Raw genomic sequence first — 24367 nt, forward strand, 5'->3', positions numbered from 1 at the left:
AGATGTAATTCTATAGCTCAATATTATTATTGTAAACAAAAATAGCGATAAATTAAATTTAGGTAAGCTATAAGCTTTTATGAAATCTTTGGGTGCGTGCTGTGGAGTTTTATAAATTTTAGTCTTGCTGTCACTTTGTATAAAGGTATTTTTTCACTCACATCTTTCGAAGTTGTAGCCATGTTCAACAACTTTAAGTAGAATATTGTAGCATTTTTAAAATCTGAAAGTTTATCTAGAATAACAGCTAAATTATAGGTATAAAAAATATTGTTTTCATCAAGGGAAATAGCAGTTGTCATATACTCTTTACCTTTTACATAATCCTCCTTTTTCATATAAATCAGACCTAAATTTGCTAATAAAGGAGCATAATTTTTATGTATATCATACAATTTCAACATTTCACTCAACGCCAGATCAGGATCATATTGTGAGATTATCGTCAGAAAATTTTTTAATATGTAAGGGTTACTAGGGTATTCTTTTAACAGTCTTGTGTAAATCTCTACAGCTTTTTTGTATTCTTTATTAGCGTAATAAATATTTCCCAATCCAATTAAAGCATTTTTATGATAAGGAAACTTTGTGATGATCTGATTAAGGAGAGAAATAGCTGTTTCATTATCTCCTGACTCAAAGGAATCTTTTGCTTTTTTTAAAGTAGAGTATATGTCAAAACTCTTGCCAGAATTCTGCGCAATTTTGATATTAAATTTGTCACTTTTTCTCTCAATAACATCAAGATCTTTATACTTTTTATCAGCTTTTATATGCTTGACAACACTATCAAAGGCCTTCTGTATCTCCAAATTTTCACTAGCATAGGTAACAGAAGACCTCCATAAAATCACAACGCAAATTAACATGCAGACAAACATAGATCCTAGTGTTGTGGCATTGGCTGCAGCGTGTAACCAGTAAACCTTATTTCTTTGAGCTATGCGTAACACATTACAAATTCATAAATGCTAAATTACCTATCTCATACAATAATAAAGATATTATTAATTAGCGATGCTGCGTAGAATGCACTTATCTTTTGTCTTCCATATTTCGCTCTATTAGACTTCTTGCATAACCCAAACTTAAGTAGAAAAAAGGCAAATAGTTATTATAGCTCTAAGTTTACCGACGATAAGAACCGTCATTCAAGTAGCTCCTCCCTGCCATCTAAGTAGCCTTCTTCTTGTATCTTGTCAAAAGCATCTAATGTTTTAAGCTTAAGCATTAGGTGGAGAAGGGAGGAACTCTGTGCTTCCTCTTAGATATAAAATCTGTAGAGGAGATAAGAATTCCCTTCTCAAAAGTATAGGCTGGACGGTATCGTAGAAAGACCTGAATGGTTCTAATTCTGTATTCACAAGACTAGCCTTACTTTTCATTTTTAATGGTAACGTATGGGGTTATATATGATCAACAACTTTTTGGGCATAGATATATCAAAAGATCGCTTTGATGTTTTTCTCTCATTTATAAGCAAAAAAGGAAAGCGTGAAACTAGAAAAAGAAGCTTTAAGAACGATGATCATGGGTTTCAAAGTCTACTGAATTTTCTACACAAACATAATGTAGAAAAAGTAAAAACCTGCATGGAATCTACTGGTTGTTATAGCGAAGCACTGGCTGAATTTCTACACAATGCTGGACATTTTGTAAGTGTTGTAAATCCTTATTGCATAAAATCTTATGCAAGGAGTAAGCTGATACGACAAAAGAATGATCAGACCGATGCAGAAGTTATTGCTGATTATTGCCAAAGACAGGAACCTTCTAGTTGGACACCACCTTCTCCTGAAATGAAAAAATTAAAACATCTTTATCGTTGCTCAGTTGCGTTAAAAGATGAGTTAACATTAGTAAATAACCACTTAGAAAAAAAAGAGAGACTGCCTAAAGAAGTTGCAAATGCTTGGGAAGACCTTGCAATGAATATAGCTCAAAAAATAGAAACAATAAAAAACTCCGTACGTGAACTATTAAATCAACACAAAGAATTGTTGGAAAATTTTCAACTTCTATTGACTATTCCAGGCATAGGAGATACCGTCTTGTTAGTCAACAAAAAAATTATAAAAATTTCCCAAGTTGCATCATAAAATCAAAAAATACTTCCAATTGTGTAACAGTACACAGATTATAGTTAGTGGATATGTTGATAAGTAAATTAGTTTTATACGCACAAAACAGATGAAGTTTACTTATCAACATATCCACTAACCAACAACACTCAATAAATTTGTGTAAGATACCACTTTACATAAGATAGATAGGAAGCATTTTTGATTTTAAAGTACTAAACCTTCAGTCAACCTCCTAGCCCTGTAGTTTTTGATATGGTTAGGATCAAAAGCACTTTTGGATGTCAGAATACCGAAAATGATATGGAGTAGCTTACGCATTGCAGCACCAACGATGGCCATATTATGCTTACCCTTTTCCTTTAATCTTTGGCAAAAGCTCATAATGATAGGATTGTGATTCTTAGCTACTATGGCAGGAAAGAAAAGTGCCTTACGTAATGTTTGTGAACCGGATTTACTTAATCTGGGTTTGGCATATACAGAGGAACCTGACGTCATATTTCGTGGTATAACTCCTGTATATGCTGCCAATTGCCTGGCATCTCTAAAAACCTCTATATCAGAAACTTCAGCTAAAATAGCTATTGCTGATTCTTCTCCTATGCCTGGAATAGTCAATAGAAGTTGAAAATTTTCCAACAATTCTTTGTGTTGATTTAATAGTTCACGTACGGAGTTTTTTATTGTTTCTATTTTTTGAGCTATATTCATTGCAAGGTCTTCCCAAGCATTTGCAACTTCTTTAGGCAGTCTCTCTTTTTTTTCTAAGTGGTTATTTACTAATGTTAACTCATCTTTTAACGCAACTGAGCAACGATAAAGATGTTTTAATTTTTTCATTTCAGGAGAAGGTGGTGTCCAACTAGAAGGTTCCTGTCTTTGGCAATAATCAGCAATAACTTCTGCATCGGTCTGATCATTCTTTTGTCGTATCAGCTTACTCCTTGCATAAGATTTTATGCAATAAGGATTTACAACACTTACAAAATGTCCAGCATTGTGTAGAAATTCAGCCAGTGCTTCGCTATAACAACCAGTAGATTCCATGCAGGTTTTTACTTTTTCTACATTATGTTTGTGTAGAAAATTCAGTAGACTTTGAAACCCATGATCATCGTTCTTAAAGCTTCTTTTTCTAGTTTCACGCTTTCCTTTTTTGCTTATAAATGAGAGAAAAACATCAAAGCGATCTTTTGATATATCTATGCCCAAAAAGTTGTTGATCATATATAACCCCATACGTTACCATTAAAAATGAAAAGTAAGGCTAGTCTTGTGAATACAGAATTAGAACCATTCAGGTCTTTCTACGATACCGTCCAGCCTATACTTTTGAGAAGGGAATTCTTATCTCCTCTACAGATTTTATATCTAAGAGGAAGCACAGAGTTCCTCCCTTCTCCACCTAATGCTTAAGCTTAAAACATTAGATGCTTTTGACAAGATACAAGAAGGAGGCTACTTTCATGACACCATTCTTTTTCCTGAATCCAAGTAGTCAAGCTACTCGGATGACACCATTTACAACCACTCCCCTACCCTTTCTAGCTGTTTATAGCTGTTAAATCTCAGGAATTTATCAAAATATGGAGAGGCAATAAAGGGTGTGGAATTACTTAAATAATTAGATAAAAAACCAGGCAGATCATTTTTTAATTCTTGCATTTTGTATCTATAATTTTGTATAGAAATAACTTTTATTTTATCATAATCAAGTTTCCAATAAGCAAGTTCTGAAACTTCTCTTTTTGTTATATGTTCTACCGCTAAGGCTTGCAAAATTAACTGTGGAAAAAACCCCGACATCACTTCTTCGTTGGAAGGTGGTGAACCAAGTTTATAGTCTATAATTGCTACTTGCCCACTTGGTAGATACTCAACTCTATCACATCTTGCTGTCAGTAAAATTTCTTGTGGGATCAGATCTCTATTTGTCATCCAAGCAGTTTCATACTGGGATACATCATCACAAGAAATATAGATTCCAGCGTCACGCGCTGGAATATGAAATATCGGACAGGAAAAGCTCTTTTCCAACTCAACATAATTGCTTCGAGTTTCATCAAATTCGACAAAAGATTGAATTATCCTTTGCAGTCTTACCCACCACATATTTGAAAAATTAAACTGACTAGTCGAGAATGCTTTTCGTGCAATGCTCATTGGCGACTTTTTGTTGCGTAAATATCTTGCAAGAATGTTGTGCACCATAGTGCCAAATTCCAATATCGATGGCTTAAAATTCAAGTCTCTTAATTGTTTAAGGCCCAGTATATATTCAACGTAAAATGAATAAGGATTACGAATTAGCTTTTCTATTGCACTGCAAGACATCACCTGCATTTTTTCTTTTCTAACTTCGGTTTGAGGTTTTGGCATAGGCTGAGTACATGGAACAGTACATTCAGGCGTATTTAATATCCTCAGCCAATCGCGATACGGCTGTTTCCCCTCCTTGAGCAGAATTTCCAAACGCTGCAATAGAATTGGTTTTCTATGGCTTAGCGATCTTGTAATATAAACCTTACTTGCGCAAAACAAATTGTGTAAAGTATAAAAAAAATACCCCTGCTCTTCTTGCGCAGAAGGAAGGTTAAATTTTTCTCTCGTAAGCGCATTCAAAAGCGGACTTTGAAAGCTTGGCGCTTCATTAAATCCAGCGAGTATTACAACTTTGTTGTGATATAAGCTGAATTTATTCAAGTCATTTGCTACAGAGAAAAACTCTTTCTCTAAAAATAAGGTCAGAATTTGGCTATATAACTCTAAGGAGCACTTAATTTCTATACCCTCACATGCATTCAAGAAATTACAGGTGAAATTACCTATTTCACTATTTAGCTCTGAAAAATTTATACCAGATAGCACATTAATACACTGCAAATGAGTTGCCACCACATCAGAAATAGGGCAATTTATAGAGTTAAGTAAAAGATTAAGTATAGCCTCTAACCTATTGATAATAAGCAATATATCCTCTTTATGTTTTAGCTTTTTATAGGTATTAATAGCATCTATAATATCTTTAAGGCCATTTGTACTAAAGTTGCGTAATATCTCTATTTCAAATTCAGATAAAATCTGAGAGTACTCTTCTTGAGTGTAATCAAAAGTCACTAGCCTATGTTTAAGGAGCGAAAGTAATGATACACTGCTCCAATTTGAGGTCAAAACTTCGATACTATAAAGTAGGAGTGTTATATAAGGATAATTTTCCGGTATGGCACTGTGTTGCCTTGATAAACATGCTATACGAGCTGCAAGTAATTTATCAAAGACAACCAAAGAAACGTTTTCATAACCTTCATTCTCTATAATTAATGATGTCACTTGTGCTTCTTCCTCTCTGGAATCACAAGTGATGACTTCAATATTGCCAATATGTCCATTACTAACTTTGCTTAGATCGGCAGTTGTATCAAAAATGTAATCTAGATATTCCTCAGGACTTCCTGTCATTCCAGCCCTTTGATTTTTGGTGTATGAACATTGCAATTTGCAGGTAATTTGAGTAGTAGATGGTGTCATTCCAGTGCTTGACACTGGAATCCAGTTTCTATTGCACAGCCACCTGGTGCGCTCATTTAAAGTTAAGTTTTCTGGATCCCAGTGTCTGGGCACTGGGATGACATCAGAACACGCTTCTGGCAGAAAACTCACATCTCTTCTATCTACATTTAAATAATCGAGTAGATCTTTCAGGCAATATTGATAATGTTTTTTATCAAGTGATTGCCAATCTTTCTCTTTAATTTTCAAATTCAGATTAGGCAAAATTATTTTTCCAAACGGCAGGTCATATATAGCCTTAATTAACGACTTATCCTTTCCAATTCCAACAAAGATTATATGTTGGTCTTTTTGTAAAGAGATTATCATATTGTTTATGTAATCACTCTTATGTTCTAATATATCTACTACTCCTAAATCTTTTAAAATTTTATTCCAACTCTCAATGAGTAAGCTTATGAAATTCTCTATTTTTTTTGAATGTTCATCGAATTGATAACAATCCGTTGTTTGGGTAGATTGAATTTTATCAAGCAAGGATGGCAGGCTATAAGCTAAATCAATGGGGAAATTATCATTATTTTTTCTATTCCACTCCAATATGAATTGAATGAGTAGCAGCGTCCTCTTTGTTGGATTGATAACTTTAACTCTATCAAGATTTAATATTAAATCCTCTTCATCAATGTTTTCCAGTGAAACTATCTCTGGCAAAATTATGCATTTTTTAGCGTTATAATTCTTGAACGCACTCAGCAGCGCTATTACATCCCTTTTGCAGGGAAGTATGATCTTTATCTCGGGAATTTTTTCTCTTTCATATTCAGAAAATATGTGCTGAACCAATACATTGAAAAAGGACTCATCCACATTAACGGTAAAAACTCTTCCCACTAACAGTAACAATTAATACAATGCTTTATTATACAGGGCTTATTTTGGGGATAAATATTTTTATTTCACTTATGCGAAAGTTATGGTCTTAGTTCTTCTTGTTTACCTGTAAGTTTCACTTCATTTGTTTCAGTGTTAGGCTTTGACATTACGTATGTAACCTTGCCAACTGCTAATCCTACTACTGCAACTATGCTAATTGCTGCAAGTACAGTGAGCGTTTCAACTGCTATTATCCCTGTTGCAAATAGTGCTGTTGCTATAATAGCACAGGCTAATGCTGTTAAGCTACCAGAAATAGCACCTATTGCAATTGCTTTATTTGTTTTAAGTTGCATTTCTTTGGCTTCCTCTGAAGATTTTGTTATGTCTCCGTTTGTACCAGGACTTTTGGGAGTTTTACTACAACTATCCTTCGATAAAGAGCTTGATCTTTTTTTTGCCAGAGCTTCTGCTTCCTTCTCTAGAAGTTTCATTCTTAGGAGTTCCACTAACTCTCCATTGCCACTTTCAATAGCCAAATCTAAAGGAGTATACCCCCATCTATCTTTTTTACTAACATTTCCCCCTCTTTTTATTAGAGCGTCTGCTACTTTTTCACAGCCACCCTTAGCAGCATAATGTAATAGTGTTCTACCTAATTGAAACGGGGAAGAAAAATAACAGAAATTGTAATTTATCCCTTCCAAAGCTCTACTTATTTCGTAATAGATATGATTTCCAGCTTTATATTGTGCATACGATTCATCCTGTATCTTGCTGATCACATTCCATTGATTCAAATCTGGAAGACTGTTTACTGGCTTCAATATCTTTATAATGATGTCATCATCCATGACCTTACCTATCTTAAAATGTATAATTTATTATACATAACTTTAGTAAGTAAAGTCAAACATACAAATCTCAAGTTGAAAATCACTAAAAATATAAATGTGCTCACAGTTTCTTATGTTATTATATATTAAAATCTTTTATAATATTACATGACAAACATCAGAATAGAAGTTTTAAATAAATGTGAGCAAGTTGGCCGCAAAAGAGTAGTTAATGTTTATTCGATTTGCATGTGCAAAGAACTACCACCAAAATTATATGAAGAAGTTTGTGGGCTATTTTATAATAAAGTCATACAAGACTGCCGTTATTATTCCTACAATGAAAACCTTCAATATGACTTCATAGAACCACAAGCAAAGTGGGGCTTGGAAATAAGCTTTTTACCTGGCATGACTGACAATGTGGGCAACACAGCGAAACAAATTGTTAGAGAGTATTTAATTAGCAAGGGCCACATTGATGAAGGCGTTCATATCAAAGCAAGAAGTTCAAAGCTGATTTTGGGTAAAGGAAGCATGCCAATCGAAGATGATATAAAGCAAGAATTCAACCCTATCACTGAATATTGCACACTTATCTGTAAGAACTATAGCTGGAAATATTATGGTAAATCGAATACAACACCTGGTGTTATCCCAGTGCCCCGACACTGGGATCCAGAAAATTTCAAGCAATTGTATAATGCAAACTGGATTCCAGTGTCAAGCACTGGAATGACAGAAGGTAGGGTTGGGATGACAGAGGATAGTACTAAGTCTGTTGACCTCAATGTGAGTGACCAAGAGCTTGAAAAAATCAGCAGAGATGGAATCGATGGTAATGGCACTTTAGGGCTCTCGCTGGCAGCAATGAAAGCTATAAAGGATTACTTTAAAAAACTCGGTAGAAATCCATATGATATTGAACTTGAGTCTCTGGCACAGACTTGGTCTGAACATTGTAAACACAATATTTTTTGCTCCCCTATTGATGAAATAAAAGACGGTCTATATGCTCATTATATTAAGCGTGCAACACGTGAGATAAATTCTGACATATGCGTGTCAGTTTTCTCCGACAACGCAGGAGGAATAATTTTTGATGACGATTACTTGATTGTAGATAAAGTTGAAACTCACAATAGCCCTTCAGCTCTTGATCCATTTGGTGGAGCAATGACCGGAGTGCTTGGAGTTAATCGTGATATAGTGGGTTTCGGGAAAGGCGCGGAGCCTATAATGAATACCTATTACTTTTGCTTTGCCAAAGAAGCAAAAGGCAAATTTTATAGGGACAAGGAGCGTACTGATGAGATTTTACCGCCAAAATATATAATGAAAGAAGTGATTCATGGCGTTAATGTTGCTGGCAACTGCTGCGGTATTCCAACACAACTTGGATCAGTATATTTTGACGATAGATTTTGTGGAAAGCCGCTGGTCTTTGTTGGAAGTGTTGGAACTATTCCGCGCAGTATAAATAATGTACCTTCACACATCAAAGGGCCTAAAAACGGCGATAAAATCGTAATTATTGGTGGAAGAGTTGGAAGAGATGGAATTCACGGTGCAACGTTTTCTTCAGAGGCTTTGTCGGGAAACAGCCCTTCAACGATTGTGCAAATTGGCGACCCCATAACACAAAAAAAACTATCCAATGCCGTCATAGAAGCAAGAGAGCTTGGTCTTTATAATGCAATAACGGATAATGGAGCAGGCGGTCTATCATCGTCCATTGGTGAAATGGGAAAAGACGGATTTGAAGTTGATTTGAGCAAGGTTCTCCTTAAAAACGATGGTATGGCTCCGTGGGAAATATGGATATCAGAATCACAAGAGAGAATGACCTTAGCAGTGCCAGAAGAAAATCTTCCTATGTTTAAGCAAATCATGAAAAAACATGATGTGGAGGTTTGTGTGATTGGAGAGTTTAACGAAAGTGGTAAAGCTGTTGTTAAATGTCCTGAAGGGAAAGTAATAATGGACATCGAAACTGAATTTCTGTATGACGGTAATCCCAAAGTGCATTTACAGACAAAGCCATGGTCTAAGGAGCCTGCTGTCATTCCGGAACCCTCTCCTGTCATCCCAACACTCTTCCCTGTCATCCCAGTGCTTGACACTGGGATCCAGCAGGCTGAGCCTGCAAACATTTTATGCAAAAACCCATCCAACGGTGGAATTGAATGTGAAATGGATTCCAGTGTCAAGCACTGGAATGACACCTTTGCATTAAAAAAAATGCTGAGCAGACCAAACATACGCAGCAAAGAGTTTATAGTGGTGCAATATGACCATGAGGTTCAAGGATCGTCAATACTGAAACCACTGCAAGGCAAGGGAAGAGTGTGCAGTGAAGCTGTTGTCTCGAGGCCAGTCCTTTCTTCAAACAAAGGTGTTGTAAAATCGCAGGGATTTGGCTCAAGTTATGGAGAAATTGACACTTATCACATGGCAGCATGTGCGATTGACACTGCAATACGCAACTACGTAGCTGCAGGAGGAAATATAAATCATCTAGCGTTGCTCGACAATTTTTGCTGGTGCGATGCTTATAATCCAGAAAGGCTATGGCAGCTAAAGAGAGCTGCAGAGGCTTGTTACGACTTTGCAACTGCATTTAAAACGCCATTCATATCCGGAAAAGACAGTATGTTCAATGACTTCAAGGGATATGACGAAAATGGCGAGAAAGTGATGATATCTGCACCACCTTCATTACTCATTTCAGCAATTGGAGTTATAGAAAATATTGAAAATGCGGTATCGCTTGATGTGAAAATGCCAGGGGACTTGATATATGTGCTTGGTACAACCCACGATGAGCTTGGTAGATCTGAATATCAGTTATATAGTGGAATAGATAATAACAACGTGCCAAAAGTTGATGCAAAGAGCGCTAGGAAGTTGTATGAGCGTTACAACCAGGCAATAAAAGATGGCATAATTGCCTCTGCAATTGCACCAAACTTAGGCGGCTTAATTATTGCTCTGGCAAAATCGCTAATTGCAGGAGACCTTGGTGCTGAAATCGATCTTTCACTAGTACCAATAGGAAAAACACAAAATACAGACATAATAAACAAGATAATAATGTTTTCTGAATCGCAAAGTAGAATTTTGGTTACTATTGCACCACAAAATCAGCAGAGGTTTGAAGAATTGTTTAAAGGCGTAGTTTATTCATATATTGGTGAAGTAACAGAGAAAAAGGTGCTAAACATAAAGGATGTTTTAAAAGTAAATCTGAAAGATTTGGGAAATAGTTATTATATAGCTAAAGTAACTTAGGTTTACAGACGATTTGATAAACGACAAACTCGTCATCCCGCTGCTTGTTAGCGGCCGCGGCGGTATGACGTAGGAAAACCTTTCTTGGGTAGCTATAGCATGTCAGTTTAAAATGTTTTTTTTCCATTAGGTTAAATAACTCTTTCACTATGTGCAATATTTACTTAAAATAAATGTATGTCATTAAATTTGGGTAGGTAGTTATGTCTATTTTACTGACACTCTTATTTATCAGTCTTTCTTTACTCAACGCTTCAAATAAATTGATGATATGTGCTGCTTTATTTATAGGAGCTGCTTTAGTTGTAAATTCAATGGTTGAATTTTATGGCAAAGAAAAAGCTACGTATAGCTTAATAGTGTGTACAGCGCTATGCTGTATTTTAAAATGGCAAAGTTTTAGTTTGATGATATTGACTTCATATGCTGCAATTTTAGTATCTCTTCTCTCGAGCATAATTGTTTTTGAAAAATTGAAGTCCAAGTTGAATTTTCATATGGCAAATTTCATTACTTTAATTATGGCATCAGTAATTGATAGTGCCGTTGTATGTGTTGGATTACTATACAAATTTTCTGCAGGTAAATGCTTAGCAATATATATTAGAGATTTAATTTTTAAGTTTTCTTATGCGTCAGTATTAAGCATCTGCTTGTTTGTAGGAATGTATTTATTTTGCTTGGCGAACAAGAAGTATTTTAAGATTTCCACATAACCTGTTTTCTGATATAGCTAAACTGACTTTGGGTCCTGGGTTGGTGGTCCTAATACGTAACAACAGTTTAGAATTTATAGGTAGTAGATTTGCCCTAAGACTCTAACACAAGTTGTACAGCCCTACGTCATACCGCCCGGTATCTCAGCATAGATTCCGCTAACAAGTAGCGGAATGACGATTTACCAAACGCTGCCTAATTTTCCGTAACAGTTGAAAAAATCAATAGAAAATCAACATATCACTGTAAATTCATGTATTTTAAGGCTATAATGGTTAAAATACGTTATATAGTATAATATGGACGATTTTATAAGAGTTAAGGGTGCAAGGGAACATAATCTGCAAGGTATAGATGTCAATATACCGAAAAATAAGCTAGTTGTTATAACTGGGCTAAGTGGTTCTGGTAAATCTAGTCTCGCATTTGATACGATTTATGCAGAAGGCCAACGCCGATACGTTGAAAGCCTATCAGCTTACGCGCGTCAATTTCTCAACATTCAGGATAAACCAGATGTTGAGTCGATTACAGGTCTTTCCCCTGCAATATCTATCAACCAGAAATCGATCTCAAAAAATCCAAGGTCAACAGCTGGAACTGTTACCGAAATTTACGATTACTTGCGCTTAGTATATGCACGAATAGGGGTTCCTTATTCACCTGCAACTGGATTACCGATAACAAAGCAAACTGTATCTCAAATTGTAGATACTATAATTGCGTTACCTTTAGAAACTAAAATATATATACTTGCCCCTGTTGTGCGTGGTAGAAAGGGAGAACATCTCAAAGAGATATTGGAAATTAAAAGACAAGGTTACGTAAGGTTCAAAATAGATGGTGAAGTGTATAATGTAGATGACTTGCCTAAACTCGATAAGAACAAGAAACACGACATTTTTGTGGTTGCAGATAGAATATCAATATTGGGCGATATAGGAAATCGACTGCCAAGTAGTATAGAATCCGCACTAAAACTTGGTAATGGTCTAATGTATGTAGAAGTAGTAAACCTACCTGACAACCATAATTCCGAGTATAAAAATGGTCAAATTCTGACTTTTTCAGAGAATTTTGCATGCCCCGAGTCTGGTTTCACTCTTGAGGAAATAGAACCAAGATTATTTTCTTTTAACAGCCCTTACGGTGCATGTGGTTCGTGTAATGGGCTTGGTAAAAAGCTGGCTGTTGATGTAAAGCTGATAGTGCCAGATGAAACTCTTTCAATATCTGAGGGTGCTTTAAAGCCAGTAGGACCAATGTTCCGTCAAGTGCACACAAGTTATGGATTTCTAAAAAGTGCAATTCTATCACTGGCTGAAAATTGTAAATTTAGCCTTGATGTTCCGTGGAAGAACATAGATCAAGAAGTAAAAGATATGATACTCTTTGGCTCTAATAAATTTCAAGGTTTGATCAGTATCTTGGAGAACCAGATGGATTATGATGAAACGCTTGTTGAGCGATACTGCTCTGTTATTCATTGTAAGGAATGTACTGGCCATAGATTGAGAAAAGAAGCACTCACAGTGAAAATTGATAGCAGACATATAGGTGAAATATCAGGGCTCAGCATCGATAAATCCCTTAAGTGGTTTGAAAATTTGCCAGACAAGCTCACAGAACAACAGAAGCAAATCTCAAGTAAAATATTAAATGAAATAATCAAGAGGCTAGCATTTCTAAAGAATGTAGGGTTGAATTACCTAACGCTCGATCGAGAATCTAGCACTCTCTCTGGCGGTGAGAGTCAGAGGATCAGACTTGCTTCGCAAATTGGCTCTGGTTTAACAGGAGTGCTGTATGTGCTTGATGAACCCTCGATAGGCCTTCATCAATGCGATAATGATCGGTTAATTGCTACACTGAAAGACTTGAGAGACATGGGTAACACTGTAATCGTTGTTGAGCATGATGAAGATACAATAATGGCTGCTGATTATGCGATTGATATTGGTCCTGGAGCTGGCGTAAATGGTGGAAAAGTTATTGCAGAAGGAACACCAGACCAGGTGCAAAGAAATTCAGGGAGCATAACAGGGCAATATTTGAGTGGAGAGAAAAAAATTTTAATTCCAAGGAGAAGAAAGCAAGCAACTCAGTTCATAAAAGTAATAAATGCATGTGAAAATAACTTAAAAAATGTGAACGTTAAATTTCCTATAGGGAATCTTATTTGTGTTACTGGAATATCAGGAGGGGGAAAATCAAGTTTAGTCATAGAAACGTTATATAAATATTCAGCACATAAGATATATCATTCGTCTGCACGGTATGGTCGGTGTGATAGAATAGAAGGCCTTGAATATATAGATAAAGTTATAGAAGTTGATCAGTCGCCAATTGGTAGAACTCCTGCGTCAAATCCAGCAACATATGTCGGTATGTTTACTCATATAAGAAATTGGTTTGCAGGTCTTTCGGAGTCAAAAGCAAGGGGATATAATATAGGCCGGTTTTCATTTAATACCAGAGGGGGAAGGTGTGAGGCTTGTAAAGGTGATGGGCACTTAAAGATAGAGATGCATTTTCTACCGGACGTTTATGTGAAGTGTGAGCAGTGTAAAGGGCGAAGGTATAATCGTGAAACATTGGAAGTTACTTATAAAGGAAAATCAATCTCTGATGTGCTTGATATGACGATAGATCAGGCTTGTGATTTTTTTGAAAACCTTCCAATGGTAAAAGAAAAGTTGGTTTCTTTGCAGGAAGTGGGGCTTGGCTATATAAAACTCGGACAGTCGTCAACAACGTTGTCTGGGGGTGAAGCACAACGAATAAAGCTGTCCAAAGAGCTATCAAAACGATTTACCGGAAGAACATTGTATATTCTTGATGAGCCAACAACTGGATTACACTTTGAAGATATAAATAACTTACTAAAAATACTCCATAGATTAGTCGATCTGGGAAACACTGTTATAGTTATCGAGCACAATTTGCACGTTATAAAAACTGCAGATTATATAATAGACATCGGACCAGAGGGCGGAATAAAAGGCGGAGAAGTGATTGCTACAGGAACTCCAGAAGAAGTGGCAAAAATTCCAGAAAGTGTTACAGGCAGGTATCTTAAAACGTATTTATTATAAACTATTTCTTAATTATATTAGGCTAGGTTGCATATTTATGATTTGGAGATAAGAATGTCAGTATATCGACACTTTAGAAGGTACGTTGAATATGGAGTTGTACCTGCTAAGAGAGCAGAAGATTGCACACTAGTTCCAGAAAATAGTTTCTATAAGTCCGTACATTACGTTGATAATATATTAGGACCTGTAAAAGATGTAATTTGTGGAGTTGAGAGTAAGAACGGTTATAATGATCAATATATAAAAAATTGTGAGTATGTAGGTTACAGAGCAGAGGAAGTGTTTCCACTTTGTGAAAGGGGTGCTTTTCTAGCAGCTAGCATAATATTGCAACCTTTATTTTTGATGGTGGCATATTTGTCATACTTTCCAGCCAAGTTATTGTCAAAAATAACAGGGGACTATTGTTTAAAAGCAAGTACAAAATCATTAGTTGATCATTCAAATGCATTTTTAAGTGCTGGGCAAGATTGTGCTAGTGCAGTAGCTGAAGTATTTAACAAGATTGTAAGTTATTCTTGCGCTGCTATCATTTGGGCTGCCGCGTCAATGATAACGCCACTTGTGTGGGCTTGCAACAAAGTGCAAAGTAAGTTAAGTGAAATACAGGAGCCAGAAAAACATCAGCTTTTATCTAATAAGTTATAAGTTCTGCTTTTTCAGCAGTGGCTCAGTTTGAATTACATTGAGATGAAATAAAAAGTGAAAGAGTGTAAGCACAAGTTACTTTAGCTATACTATATAAATTTTATAATATATTTAATGAATTGTGAACCTTCTCTTACTAAAAAAAGCTACAAATCTTATATTTCCGAACGTATGCGTAAGTTGCGAATATATCATTGATGAAAATCTTAATCTGTGTAGTGAATGCAACAAAAAAATCAATTTTCTAACTAAGCATTACTGCAATGTTTGTGGCGTAGTAATCTCAGACAATATTCATACGTGTGGTAAGTGCATCATCAATCCTCCACCGTTTAAAGTATTAAGATCAGTTTTTGCTTATGATCAACATAGTAAAAACATGATTATAAATTTCAAATTTTTTGATAATTTGAATTACGTAAAAATCTATGCAAAGTGGATACACCAAGCTAATCAGGATACGTTTCAGAACGCAGAGGTCATAATTCCTATACCGTTACATAAAATGCGCTTGTTTAAACGTAAATATAATCAAGCAGCATTGCTTGCAAAAGAGTTGAGTAAGTTGTCCAATTTATCCTATACGCCATTTGCAATAAAACGTCTTCGCCATACTGCGCCTCAAGCTGGTCTTTCACTTAAACAGCGTGAAAAAAATTTGAAAAAGGCTTTTAGCATAACCAACAAGAAAATTATCGAAAATAAAATCGTGATATTAGTTGATGATGTGGTAACAACCGGAGCAGCTGTAAGATCTTGCTCTCAGGAAATTTTAAACTCCGGTGCAAAAGAAGTGAGAGTGCTATCGCTTGCAAGAACGGTGAATGATTGTGAAACTATTACGTAAAAATCTTGACTTGTTTTTGTTTTATCTATAAAATAATTTATAGTAAATAGTTGTTGGGGAGCGTATGAGTATAAAAGAGCAAGAAATTGATGCTATATTCCAAGAAATAGAGCAAGAATCAAAAGAAAGTGACATAATTGAAGAAATTAAGCAAAAGCTGCTCGCATGTAACCAAGATACATACAATCAGTGGAAAAGACTTGATTTTCACATAGATCATTTATTTGAAATACGGCGAGAGATTACCCATGCTTCTAGGCATTATACTACTGCATTAAACATTGCTGCTCATAAAGGCTTAGTAAAAACAGTAAGACGTCTACTGGAGAAAGGTGCAGAGGTTAGTACATGCGATGGTGGTGGACACACTGCTCTGCATTGTGCCGCTAGCAGCGGTAATACGGAAATAATAGAATTACTACTGGAGCAAGGAGCATATATTCACTCATGTTCTAAACTTGGCTCAACACCGCTGCATTTTGCTGCTACTAATAATCATATAAATGCAGTGAGGTGCCTGTTAAATAAAGGAGCTAGTCCTTTAGCACTAGATAATAATAATTCCATTCCCAGTATGTTTGCTACAGACAAAGAGGTGATTGCTGTCTTGGAGAAAGCAGAAGAAGAGAAGCATAAGGAAAATGCTGCAAAGGAGGCAGAGGAAAAAAAACATCAGGAAGAGGCTGCTGCTTTAAAGAAAGCAGAAGAAGAAAAACATAAGAGAGAAATGGAATGTAAGAAAAAAAGGCAAGCAAAAATGATTGCTGTAGGTGGTATTGCAACTGCATTGATAGTGGCGGGTATTTGATACATTGTTGAATTACCTATACTAGTAACTATTGGTATATCTGTATCCATTGCATTAGTATCTGTTTGCATTGCGTACGTAATGTCAAAACCTAACACTAAAATGGAAGAAACAGAGAGCTCTGTACAGGAAATTGGTCAGAGTATATAGGTCAAGATAAAACTTTACTTTTAATAACCTCAACATCACTAAACTCAAAGGTTTGATTCCCTATGATTTGAAATCTTTCGTGCCCCTTTCCTGCAACTAGCAGAATCATACCCTCGTTATAGGCAATATCTACTCCTTTCTCTATAGCTTCTCTTCTATCTTCTATCTCTAGCGCATTAGGGCAATGTAGTAAAATACCACGACGAATTTCTGCAGGATTCTCATCACGCGGATTGTCATCCGTGATTATCACTTTGTCTGCATATATTTGTGCTACTTTACCCATTTCTGCGCGTTTTGTTTGATCACGATTGCCACCACAACCAAAAACTAGAATTATTTTTTTATTGAAGTGCCATTTTAAAGACAATAGGGCTTGTTTAAGCGCACTTGGAGTATGAGCGTAATCCACAAATGCAAAAGGTTTCACTTTTTCCATTCTTCCTGATGGAGAAACGAGTTTTTCTACGCATATTTCTCTGTAATTCAGTCCAGACGAGGTAACTATACCCATTGCACACAACAGATTATATGCTTGAAATTGCCCCAGAACCGGAAAAACCGTATCATAAATTTCACCACCAATTTTTATTGTAAGGTGTTGACCATTAGGGGTTGGTGTTTGCTCCAATAAAGTAATATCAGAGCCTGTTTTTCCATAGGTGATAATTTTGTTGCTGCGTTTTTCAGCTATCTTAAGCAACGCGTAGTATTCATCTATATCCGCATTTAAAATCGCTGTTTTTCCTTCTGGTAATACCTCGTAAAATAACCTTTTTTTAGTTTCTAAATATTCACCAAGATTTTTATGGTAATCTAAATGATCTTGCGAGAAATTAGTAAAAGCTGCAGCACTCAACTTTAATCCATGGATTCTATATTGATCAATCCCATGACTTGATGCTTCTAACACTAAGTGTTCTACATTTATACCACGCAATGTTGCGTAAAGGTCATCTGCATCTGGAGTGGTAAGACTGTTGCTATTACCTTTTCTACCATTATTGATACATGTTCCAAGTGTTCCAATAGACGCAGCATTATAGCCAGAGTTTTGCCAGATCTGGCGGCAAAATTCTACTACTGAAGTTTTACCATTCGTACCCGTTACAGCAGCAACATATTTGGGCTGTTTGAATTGATAAAACCTGCTGACTATTTCGCTGTATATTTCTTGAGGATTTGGGTGGAAAAGAGGATTTGGGTGGAAAATATGAATTCCAGCGTCACGCACTGGAATGACACCATTTGTTATGCAATCACTTGCAATTATCGCTTTAGCTCCACAAGATAATATCTGATCTATGTAAATCCTATCCCTTTCTGACACACAAACGAAAAGATAACCTTCCTTGACTCTCTTGGGATTACATGTAACGCCCTTGATTTCAACGTCAAAGTTAACATCAACAATATCATGCAGTAATTCTCTCAGTTTCATGTCCTACTTCATCGTTTTGAAAGTCTAAACATGGTAACCTTTTTAGTGCGTCATTAAGGTCAAAGATTAAATCTTCAGGATCTTCCAGTCCACAAAATATTCGCACGAAACTTCCACCACAATCTGAATTCATTACAGATCTTGACATAGATCTACGATCTACTGGTAATATCAAACTGTCGCACCCTCCCCAAGAAGCACCAATACTAAAAATTTTCATATGATCAACCATGCAGCTTAGTTCTTCACATGAATATTCTCTATCTAGTACTATACTGAATGTGCCGCTTGCTCCTTTGAAATAACTTTTCCACAATTCGTGTTGAGGATGGGAGGGAAGTGCTGGATATAAAACCTTTCTAACTTTTTGCTGTGCTTCTAGCCACTTTGCCACTTCCATTGCTGTATTTTGGTGCCTTTTCATACGTGTGTGCAGTGTTCTTAGTCCCCTGTGTGCAAGGTAGCAGTCGTGCGATTGAATGGTTACTCCATAATTTTTATAGCTCTCATAAAGCAATTTAAAAATTTCACCTTCAGCAATAATAGCTCCCATAACTAAATCTGAGTGACCGGCTAGATACTTTGTCACTGAATATAGTGCAACATCAATTCCATAATCAAGCGGCTTAAATAACAAAGGAGTGGCCCATGAATTGTCGCAAACGGTTACGATTCCATGTTCTTTAGCAACTTTTACTATATGCTCTATATTCGAAATCTCAAACATTATAGAACCAGGAGTCTCGATCATTATCAATGAAGTATTACTCTGAATTAAATCAGTTATATCCTGCGTTGGATCATAAAAAGTTACTTCTGTTCCTCTTTTTGGTAGCTCATTTTCTGCAAACCTCCTAAGCCTATAATAACTATTATCTTGAATTAAAACGTGCGAGCCTGCTTTAGTGAAAGTCAAAATAGCAAAAGTAAGTGCAAATAGTCCGGAAGGATAAATAAGCGCTTGTCCACTCCCTTCAATTTCAGCCAGTGCATTTGAAAGATAATGGACAGTAGGAGTACCAACATTACTGTAGCTATAATCCCTTGCAACACCATCGTTGATTACATCGTATATACTTTCTCCATTTGCTGCATTTAAGTAGTCCTTGTAAGTAGGAAATAATATGGTAGAAGAATGATAAACTGGCGGGTTCATAGAACCTTTATAGTCATTAAATTTTCTTCCTGCTTTAACTAATATAGACTCTTCCTTCACATTTTTATTATTTATTTTTTAAATTGTACTCGTTTTGCGTATACAAGTGAAGAGAAATTGCATGTATTAGCTCTATCTCACCCTTCAATAACTCATAAATCAACTTATGTCTTTTTAGAATGCTCATTCCAATAAAGCCGTCAGATATTAATATTAATTTAATGTGCGAAGGTAATGTTGAAGATGAAGCAAAATAATGATCAGCATGCTTTGCTGATTCATCGACAATGTTGATATCAATTACATCTATCGAATCGCGTATCTTTTCTTCTATTGTTTTAATAATATCCATAATGGTTTCTTTAAGCAACAACATGCTCCTCTTGTCATCCAAGTAGCTGACACTGGGATGACAGGAAAAGTGATATAACAATACACCCTTATTTATTCTCTTCCTTATTATCTATGTCTTGATAATCAGAATCTACTACTTTTTCTTCTTTATCATTTGGATTCCCTTCTGATGAAAAGCCATTTCCAGCACTATTTTGTTGTGAGGCATTATACATAGCTTCTCCAAGTTTCATAGATAATTGAGAAAGATTAGTAACTTTCTGCTGGATTGAATCAGCGTCATCAATGTTATCAGATTTACTAACTTCTTTTAATTCGTTAACTGCATTTTCAATAGCAGATTTATCTTCTGGTGAAACTTTATCACCATACTCTGTCAGAGACTTTTCTGTAGAATGAACTAAACTATCCGCTTGATTCTTCACTTCAATAAACTTTTTGCGCTTTTCATCTTCTTGCGCTTTTTCTTCAGCTTCTTTTACCATGCGATTTATTTCATCATCAGATAGACCACCTGAAGATTGAATGCGTATTTTTTGCTCTTTTCCAGTAGCTTTATCTTTTGCAGAAACGTGTGCTATTCCATTTGCATCTATGTCAAATGTTACTTCGATCTGAGGAACTCCACGAGGAGCAGGAGGTATCCCTTCCAAACTAAACTGACCAAGTAGCTTGTTATCAACCGCCAATTTTCTTTCACCTTGATGTACCTTAATTGTAACGGCTGTTTGGTTATCTTCTGCAGTTGAAAACACCTGAGATTTTTTAGTAGGAATAGTAGTATTACGTTCAATAAGTGGAGTGAATACTCCTCCTAGAGTCTCAATACCAAGAGAAAGTGGAGTCACGTCAAGTAGTAACACATCTCTTACATCACCTTGAATGATTCCCGCCTGTATTGCAGCTCCAATTGCTACAACTTCATCAGGATTTACTCCTCTATGTGGATCTTTGCCAAAGAATTCTTTAACTTTCTCTATGACTTTTGGCATACGAGTCATGCCACCAACGAGAACCACTTCGCCAATTTGACTAGCAGACAAACCAGCATCCTCAAGAGCTTTTTTACAAGGAGCCATAGTTCTTTCGATTAAACCATTCACTAAGCTTTCAAGTTTTGCTCTCGTTAATTTCATATTTAAGTGTTTTGGACCACTTGCATCAGCTGTAATAAACGGTAGATTTATTTCCGTTTCCATTGCACTTGATAATTCAATTTTCGCTTTTTCAGCAGCTTCTTTGATTCTTTGCATAGCCATTGGATCATTTTTCAAATCAATGCCATTACTTTTCTTGAATTCATCTAGTAAATAACTCACTATTGCGTTATCAAAGTCTTCACCTCCAAGATGAGTGTCACCATTTGTAGCCTTTACTTCAAAAACCCCTTCACCTATTTCAAGTATTGAGACATCAAATGTACCACCACCAAGGTCATATACCACTATTGTGTGCCCATGTTTCTTATCAAGACCATAAGCAAGCGCTGCAGCAGTCGGTTCATTTACTATTCTGAGCACATTTAATCCGGCGATTTTTCCTGCATCTTTTGTTGCTTGACGTTGAGAGTCGTTGAAGTATGCTGGCACTGTTATCACAGCATCTTTTACTTCCTCTCCAAGATAAGCTTCTGCTGCTTCTTTCATGTTTTGTAGTATGAATGCACCAATTTGACTAGGAGAGTATTCTTTATTATCAGTGGTTTTAACCCATGCGTCACCATTTTTTGCTGCAAACACTTTATACGGCACGTTTAGATTTTTCATTTCAGAATCACCGTATTGACGGCCTATTAATCTCTTAGTAGCAAAAAAAGTATTACTTGCATTGGTGGTTGCTTGTCTTTTTGCAGGAGCGCCAATCAACCTTTCTCCTGACGAAGTAAATGCAACTATAGATGGAGTAGTTCTTGCCCCTTCTTTATTTTCTATTACCTTTGTATCCTTGCCCTGCATTATTGCAACACAAGAATTTGTTGTTCCGAGATCTATGCCTATTGCTCTTCCCATAATGAGTACCCCATTGTAAATATTATCTGATATAAGAATATATAAGTATAGGACTTATTAATTACAAGCCCAATTTAGGGTTTCTAATTAGTTATTAGAACTTAAAAAGCGCGAAAGCCATTTAGTCAGCCAAAAATTGCCTCGTAGTTTATTTGAATTATCAACTTCTTCATTGCTGCTATCCTCAATTTGGTATCCAGAGTTCTGTAATGGCTTATAACCGTTTGAATTAACATCATCTCCTTGTTTTAAAACAAATGTATTTACATCTAAACTGTTATCAATACTAATGTTCAATGTAATATTAAACTCTTTTTCGATTGTAGAAACTGTATTCCTTTTATTATTAAAAATATGCGCTATAACTGCACTATGCGCTACTAAATCAAAAGACTTATTTTGGTTCCTAGGAGCAATGTGTTGTAAATCCCTTAGTATCGATGCAACAATTACTTCGTTCGATTTTACTCTTCCAATACCCTTGCAGTGTAAACACTCTGTAGTATTAATTTCTTGTATGTTTGGTTTAATTCTTTGTCTTGAAAATACCATTAAACCAAAGTCATTTATGTAGCTAAATTGAACTTTAGCTTTATCGTCTTTAAACGCTTGCTTTATAGCAGACTCAACAGCTCTGCAATACTGATATTTCAACATGTCAATAAAATCGACTACTATTAATCCTGATAGGCCCCTAAGATTCACCTGTCTTGATATTTCAGGTACTGCTTCCATATTGGTTCTATAAGCTGTTTCTTCTATGCTATCTTCTCCTGTCATCTTTCCTGAATTTACGTCTATTGAAACAAACGCCTCAGTTAAAGTTATTACCAAAGACCCACCAGATGGCAACTCTACCCTATTGCTATATAACTCAGAAATTTGATCTTCGATTCCATAGTAAGTAAAGATTGGGATAGAACCTCTATACAATCTGTAACGCAACTTACTACCTTTTAATGCATTTTTAGTATATTGTCTCACTGCTTCAAAAGCTTCCTTCCCAGATACTATGACTTCTATACCATCGCTACAAAAATCACGAACAGATCTCATAATTACATCTGCTTCGTTGTAAATTAATGATGGAGCATTTACAGAGAAGGCATTTTTTTGAATGCTCTGCCATAATGAGGATAAGTAATTGTAATCCTGCTCAATTTCTTTCTTATCTTTTCCTGAACCAACAGTTCTTACTATTAAACCTGATCTTTTTGGCAAGTTTATTGAACTCAGTATATCCTTTAACTGCTTTCTGACATTAGCATCTTCAATTCTGCGAGACACTCCACCTTTACTCATGGAATTTGGCATGAAAACACAGTATCTACCCACTAAAGTTATGTATGTTGTAAATGAAGCTCCTTTATTGCCTCGTTCCTCTTTAGTTAGCTGGACCAATACTTTTTGATTTACTGAAATAACATCTTGTAATTTGTATTTTTTATATAAAGGTACCTCTCTTACAAAACCACTACCTAACTCGTTGACATTCTTACTAGCTGCAGAATCTGAAGAAACATTTGCTGAAGCTTCTTCTGTACAATCGTCATTTGAGTAGCCCTCAAAGATAATTTCCTTTTCTTTTTCTGGAATATTGAAGTAATCTAGAGATATCTCGGAAAAAGATAAAAAACCTTGCTTGTTTTTTCCATATTCAATAAATACGGCTTGCAAAGAAGGCTCTATACGCTTTACATAAGCAACGTATATATTACCTCTTAATTGTTTTTTTTCCTTGAATTCTTGTTCAAATTCTACAACCTTATTATTAACTGATAAGGCAACTCTTACCTCATTAGAACAGGCAGAATTTTCTATCAATAATAACCTTTTGCCACTATTTGCCACTTATTTACCGTTTGCTTTTCATTCTGAAGTTAACTTCATGCTACTTAATGCACTGTTGATTGTCAAGAATTTTACGATCTGCATTATTCGGTTGACTTTTAGTGTTTTGCGTAATAAACTCGCATAGAATTTATTATATCATTATAAGTATGGCGAAAAAAAATGCTTCTTTGCTCGTTAAGTTAGTCAGCACTGCAATCAAGATAACAAAAACTGGTGAAGAAAAATCAACTGGCTATTTTTATGTAAAAAAGCGTAATCCAAAAAAGCTCACCAGAAAACTGGAGTTTAGGAAGTATGACCCAGTAGTCAGAAGGCACGTATTATTTAAAGAAGAAAAATTAAAGTAGTTTTTTTATAAGGAATTTTATTATTATGCAAAATTTACAATTAAGTTATCCTATAATAGTAGAGTTGGGGGATGTAAAAGATACAAAACTGAAATTAATAAAGGTCATTGCACAATTAATAAGTAAGAGGTACAAAACACAGAAAAAAGCAGCAAGCGCTCTAAAGATTGATCAACCTAAAGTATCTCAAATCAATAGGTCAAAAATCGAAGGGTTTTCCTTAGAATACTTGCTTAACTTATTGATTGCATTGGACCAAGACATAAACGTAAGAATAAAGCATAATTCTAAACCTGTATAATATGTAAAGGACAAATGGTGATTTAAATGCAGAACAATAA

At 35.6% G+C, this 24367-nt stretch carries 17 protein-coding genes and 1 pseudogene; 9 read left to right on the forward strand and 9 right to left on the reverse strand.

What is annotated here, in order from left to right; all coding sequences use genetic code 11:
* Window positions 1–77: 77 nt before the first annotated feature.
* Window positions 78–953 (reverse strand): tetratricopeptide repeat protein, encoded by an 876-nt coding sequence (locus ABWU75_RS03415; RefSeq protein WP_253309898.1) that lies wholly within the window; start codon window positions 951–953, stop codon window positions 78–80.
* A 459-nt stretch (window positions 954–1412) separates the two neighbouring features.
* On the opposite strand from ABWU75_RS03415, the pseudogene ABWU75_RS03420 reads away from it, so the two are divergent.
* Window positions 1413–2045: pseudogene (locus ABWU75_RS03420) on the forward strand (IS110 family transposase); the annotation flags it as partial.
* A gap of 243 nt (window positions 2046–2288) precedes the next feature.
* Here ABWU75_RS03420 and ABWU75_RS03425 read toward each other — a convergent pair.
* The 3 genes from ABWU75_RS03425 to ABWU75_RS03435 all read right to left on the reverse strand — a co-directional run bounded on the left by ABWU75_RS03425 (window position 2289) and on the right by ABWU75_RS03435 (window position 7324).
* Window positions 2289–3311, reverse strand: coding sequence for an IS110 family transposase (locus tag ABWU75_RS03425; RefSeq protein WP_353286589.1), 1023 nt, complete (start codon window positions 3309–3311; stop codon window positions 2289–2291).
* Between the two features lie 294 nt (window positions 3312–3605).
* A complete protein-coding gene (locus ABWU75_RS03430) occupies window positions 3606–6488 on the reverse strand; it encodes a WPE palindromic element domain-containing protein (protein ID WP_353286612.1) in 2883 nt (960 codons plus the stop codon).
* Between the two features lie 80 nt (window positions 6489–6568).
* The gene (locus ABWU75_RS03435) at window positions 6569–7324 is read right to left on the reverse strand and encodes an ankyrin repeat domain-containing protein (RefSeq protein WP_341814748.1); all 756 of its coding nucleotides are present in this window, start codon (window positions 7322–7324) and stop codon (window positions 6569–6571) included.
* Window positions 7325–7474: 150 nt separating this feature from the next.
* Here ABWU75_RS03435 and ABWU75_RS03440 point away from each other — a divergent pair, with 150 nt between their 5' ends.
* The 6 genes from ABWU75_RS03440 (at window position 7475) to ABWU75_RS03465 (ending at window position 16715) form a co-directional block, all read left to right on the forward strand.
* Window positions 7475–10597: an AIR synthase-related protein gene (locus tag ABWU75_RS03440; RefSeq protein ID WP_353286613.1), complete on the forward strand. Its 3123-nt coding sequence runs from the start codon at window positions 7475–7477 to the stop codon at window positions 10595–10597.
* Window positions 10598–10800: 203 nt separating this feature from the next.
* Window positions 10801–11313, forward strand: a complete 513-nt coding sequence (locus tag ABWU75_RS03445) for a hypothetical protein (protein ID WP_253309619.1) — start codon at window positions 10801–10803, stop codon at window positions 11311–11313.
* 300 nt (window positions 11314–11613) lie between these two features.
* A complete protein-coding gene (gene uvrA, locus ABWU75_RS03450; RefSeq protein ID WP_353286614.1) occupies window positions 11614–14409 on the forward strand; it encodes an excinuclease ABC subunit UvrA in 2796 nt (931 codons plus the stop codon).
* A 54-nt stretch (window positions 14410–14463) separates the two neighbouring features.
* Window positions 14464–15060, forward strand: coding sequence for a hypothetical protein (locus ABWU75_RS03455; RefSeq protein ID WP_353286615.1), 597 nt, complete (start codon window positions 14464–14466; stop codon window positions 15058–15060).
* Between the two features lie 121 nt (window positions 15061–15181).
* A complete protein-coding gene (locus tag ABWU75_RS03460) occupies window positions 15182–15907 on the forward strand; it encodes a ComF family protein (RefSeq protein WP_353286616.1) in 726 nt (241 codons plus the stop codon).
* A gap of 64 nt (window positions 15908–15971) precedes the next feature.
* Window positions 15972–16715 carry an ankyrin repeat domain-containing protein gene (locus ABWU75_RS03465; protein ID WP_353286617.1) on the forward strand — a complete coding sequence of 248 codons (744 nt, stop codon included), beginning with the start codon at window positions 15972–15974 and terminating at the stop codon, window positions 16713–16715.
* 151 nt (window positions 16716–16866) lie between these two features.
* Here the strand turns inward: ABWU75_RS03465 and ABWU75_RS03470 are convergent, their stop codons facing one another.
* From ABWU75_RS03470 to ABWU75_RS03490, 5 genes are all read right to left on the reverse strand, one after another.
* A complete protein-coding gene (locus tag ABWU75_RS03470) occupies window positions 16867–18306 on the reverse strand; it encodes a Mur ligase family protein (RefSeq protein WP_353286618.1) in 1440 nt (479 codons plus the stop codon).
* On the reverse strand, window positions 18281–19522 hold the full coding sequence (gene metC / locus ABWU75_RS03475) for a cystathionine beta-lyase (protein WP_264731140.1): 1242 nt from the start codon (window positions 19520–19522) through the stop codon (window positions 18281–18283). Before metC ends, ABWU75_RS03470 begins: the two co-directional genes overlap by 26 nt.
* A 7-nt stretch (window positions 19523–19529) precedes the next feature.
* Window positions 19530–19814, reverse strand: coding sequence for a BolA family protein (locus tag ABWU75_RS03480; protein WP_253309613.1), 285 nt, complete (start codon window positions 19812–19814; stop codon window positions 19530–19532).
* 88 nt (window positions 19815–19902) lie between these two features.
* Entirely contained in the window at window positions 19903–21825 is a 1923-nt protein-coding gene (gene dnaK / locus ABWU75_RS03485) for a molecular chaperone DnaK (protein WP_264731144.1), read from the reverse strand.
* Window positions 21826–21912: 87 nt separating this feature from the next.
* Entirely contained in the window at window positions 21913–23676 is a 1764-nt protein-coding gene (locus tag ABWU75_RS03490) for a ribonuclease E/G (RefSeq protein ID WP_353286619.1), read from the reverse strand.
* 149 nt (window positions 23677–23825) lie between these two features.
* On the opposite strand from ABWU75_RS03490, the gene rpmG reads away from it, so the two are divergent.
* Window positions 23826–24026 carry a 50S ribosomal protein L33 gene (gene rpmG / locus ABWU75_RS03495; RefSeq protein ID WP_064124823.1) on the forward strand — a complete coding sequence of 67 codons (201 nt, stop codon included), beginning with the start codon at window positions 23826–23828 and terminating at the stop codon, window positions 24024–24026.
* A 25-nt stretch (window positions 24027–24051) separates the two neighbouring features.
* Window positions 24052–24327: a helix-turn-helix domain-containing protein gene (locus tag ABWU75_RS03500; protein ID WP_264687833.1), complete on the forward strand. Its 276-nt coding sequence runs from the start codon at window positions 24052–24054 to the stop codon at window positions 24325–24327.
* The last annotated feature ends 40 nt before the right edge of the window (window positions 24328–24367 follow it).

Origin of the sequence: Wolbachia endosymbiont (group A) of Anthophora plumipes, from assembly GCF_964028115.1 — a bacterium.
In the GTDB taxonomy this organism is placed as follows: domain Bacteria; phylum Pseudomonadota; class Alphaproteobacteria; order Rickettsiales; family Anaplasmataceae; genus Wolbachia.